The 3,010-nt window shown below is 63.8% G+C and carries 4 protein-coding genes; all 4 read right to left on the bottom strand.

Annotated features, from left to right (window positions below; all coding sequences use genetic code 11):
* A partial coding sequence (locus VN004_RS19725) for an LLM class flavin-dependent oxidoreductase (protein ID WP_325613783.1) occupies window positions 1–478 on the bottom strand: 478 nt, incomplete at its 3' end.
* A 168-nt stretch (window positions 479–646) separates the two neighbouring features.
* Window positions 647–1,477 carry a universal stress protein gene (locus VN004_RS19720; protein ID WP_325613780.1) on the bottom strand — a complete coding sequence of 277 codons (831 nt, stop codon included), beginning with the start codon at window positions 1,475–1,477 and terminating at the stop codon, window positions 647–649.
* A 60-nt stretch (window positions 1,478–1,537) separates the two neighbouring features.
* Window positions 1,538–1,720: a cbb3-type cytochrome oxidase assembly protein CcoS gene (gene ccoS, locus VN004_RS19715; RefSeq protein WP_325613776.1), complete on the bottom strand. Its 183-nt coding sequence runs from the start codon at window positions 1,718–1,720 to the stop codon at window positions 1,538–1,540.
* A partial coding sequence (locus VN004_RS19710; RefSeq protein WP_325613773.1) for a heavy metal translocating P-type ATPase occupies window positions 1,717–3,010 on the bottom strand: 1,294 nt, incomplete at its 5' end. The genes VN004_RS19710 and ccoS, both read right to left, overlap by 4 nt.

Here is a 3,010-nt window from a genome sequence, read left to right as displayed (position 1 = left end):
ATTCGCGCGCCCGCCGGTAGCGCTCGTCATGCGCCATGTGATCGGTCATGCCGAAATTCAGCGCCGCATCCGGATTCGAGGTGGTCACGACATTCCATCCCGCGCGACCGCCGCTGATATGATCGAGCGAGGCGAATTTCCGGGCGATGTGATAGGGCTGATCGAAGGTGGTGGAGGCGGTCGCGACCAGACCGATCCTGTCCGTCACCGCAGCGAGCGCAGGCAGGAGCGTCAACGGATCGAACGAAGTCACCGTATGACTTCGCTTGAGGCTCTCCAGCGGCATGTTCAGCACCGCCAGATGATCGGCCATGAAGAAGGCGTCGAACTTGGCGCGCTCGAGCGTCTGCGCAAACCGCTTCAGATGCGCAAAGTTGAAATTGGCGTCGGGATAGGCGCCCGGATAGCGCCACGCGCCGGTATGAAGACTGACCGGACGCATGAAGGCGCCGAGATGAAGTTTGCGCTTTGCAGACATGCCATTCTCCTCGCCCGCAAATTGGTTGGAAGCGGGCGAAAGCACAAGGGCCATGACATGCCGCAGATGATTGCCGGCTGCGCTGTGCAGCCGGCAAGAATTTATTTCTCCGGAACGCGCCGGGCGGAGGCGTGACGTTCTCGGGTCGCCTTGCGATTCTTTGCGAGACTAGTGCGACATCAATGTCGGCAGCGTCATGCTCGACAGGATATCGCGCGTGGCGCCGCCGAGGAGAAACTCCCGCCAGCGCGAGTGCCCGTATCCGCCCATGACCAGAAAGTCGGCGGCGCGGTCGGCTGCGTAGGACAGGATGGCGTTGCCCACCTCGATGTCCGCCGCGCTGATCCGCTGCAACGTGACATTGAGATTGTGACGCGCGAGGTGCTTGGCCATGTCGGCGCCGATTTCCTCCGCGGCGTTTTCCTTGCCGTTGGTGGCGATCAGGAGTTCGATGGCCTTCGCCTTGGCGAGGAATGGTGCCGCATCTCCGATCGCACGAGCCGCCGTGGCGCTGCCGTCCCAACAGCAGATGACGCGGTCGAGCTTGACCGGATCTTTCTGGATATAGGGCACGATCACAACCGGCCGCCCCGATCCGAACAGCGCGGATTCGACGAACAGGTCGTTGGCATCGTCGCTGTCGGGCTGCGGCTGGAGCACCACGGACAAGTCGAACCGGCGGGCAAGCTGACCGAACCGGTTCGCAGCGTCCGCCAGCAGCATGGTGGCGATCTGATGCTCGGATAATATGCCCTGCTTCTTGGCCACGGCCTCGAACCGGGCCACCGCTTCATTGGCCTGCTGCTGGGATTCCGCGATAGCGCGGTCGATGACATCGCCGGCGACGCCGCCCATCACGCTCGCGGGGATCGCCGGTTCGAGCGCGAAGGCGGCTGCGGTCAGGTGGGCGCCGAACGTTGCGGCAAGAGATACTGCATAATCCGCGGCGGGGTCCTGCGACCGGGCCGGCGTCAGATTCACGATGAGGTCTTTCAGCATGACGATCTCCCTGCTCACTGTTCTTTTGACTCAAGGGGATTATTAGAGCGTTGACGCAAGTCAACGGGCGGGCGGCTCAGCAACCTTGCGTTCACCATGAGGCAAATCGTCGTCATCCAACACACGCAGGGCCGCGCCTTCGAGGTCCTCGTATTGGCCCGTCCGCAGCGACCACAGAAACGCGAACAGCCCGGCAAGTCCAAGGCCGAGCGCCATCGGCACCAGATAGACGAGCACGTTCATGTCGGTCGCACCGCAGGCGTGAGCGACACCGTTTCACGGGGCGTTGCCTTGCGCGGCAAGCGCGCCCGCAGCGCATTCATGGTCACGAGGATCGAGGAGCCGGACATGGCAACGGCGGCGATCAAGGGCGTAACCAGTCCTGCGATCGCGACCGGGATCGCCACGGCGTTGTAAACGATCGCCAAGGTCAAATTCTGCCGCATGATCGCCCGGGCGCGGCGAGCGGCGCGGACCGTCGCAAGTACGGGGCTCAGGCTCGTGCCGAGGAATACGGCGTCAGCCTGTGCCTGCGAGATGTCGGTTGCGGTGATCGGGGAGATCGAGACATCGGCCGCGGCGAGGGACGGCGCGTCGTTGAGCCCGTCGCCGACCATCAGCACCTTTTGACCTTCCGCTTTCCAGGATTCGATGAGTGCGACCTTGTCAGCGGGCGTCATGGCCGCGTGCCAGTCGGCAATGCCGAGAGCTTCGGCAATGGGCCGGACCGCGGGTTCACGATCGCCGGACAGAATATGAACGGGAATGCCGAGCTGCATCAGACCGCAGACGGTTTCGACAGCATCCGGCCGCAAGGCCTGATGGATCACGAAGACCGCTTCGCGCGCGCCATGCCGGAAGGCGATCAGCGACGCGCCCGGATGGCTGGCGATGAGGGCGTACGGGACTTCGACCTCGCAGAATGCGGGACTGCCGAGCCGCGCTTCGATGCCGTCGACCAATGCGCGAACGCCGCGGCCAAATTCCTCGGTCACGCCGTCGAGCGGTTCGCAGTCGGGCTGTTGACGGGCGATCGCAGCGGAGAGGGGATGACGGCTTGATCGGGCAAGCCGTCCGGCCAGAGCGAAGACCTGCGGGTCGATCTCGGCCACGTTGATCACGTTGGGTTCGGGCAGGGTGAGGGTGCCGGTTTTGTCGAACACCGCGATATCGGCTTCGGCGAGACGCTCGATCGCATCGCCCGCATTCAGGAACACGCCGGCGCGGAACAGCGCACTTGCCGCAACCACCTGCACCGCGGGAATGGCAAGCGCCAGCGCGCAGGGGCAGGTAATGATCAAGACCGTGATGGCGGTGACGATCGAGGCATGAAGCGATTGTCCGGCCAGCATCCAGCCGACAAATGTCAGTGCGGCAGTCGCATGCACCATCGGCGCATAATAGCTCGCGATCCGGTCGCTCAGTTTCACATAGCGCGATCGCGCATTCACCGCCTTGTCGAGCAGGCGATCGATGTCATCGAGGAACGTGTTCTCGCCGGCCGCGGTGATACGGATGGTCAATGCGCCGTCC

Origin of the sequence: Pseudorhodoplanes sp. (assembly GCF_035565855.1) — a bacterium.
Lineage (GTDB): Bacteria > Pseudomonadota > Alphaproteobacteria > Rhizobiales > Xanthobacteraceae > Pseudorhodoplanes.
Note: the sequence above shows the minus strand (reverse complement) of the source record. Positions and strands in the feature narration are given on the sequence as shown.

Coding starts and splice junctions, on each gene's coding strand:
- ccoS (WP_325613776.1), bottom strand. CDS start 1,720: ATGAACGTGCTCGTCTATCTGGTGCCGATGGCGCTCGGCCTTGGACTT.
- VN004_RS19720 (WP_325613780.1), bottom strand. CDS start 1,477: ATGCTGAAAGACCTCATCGTGAATCTGACGCCGGCCCGGTCGCAGGAC.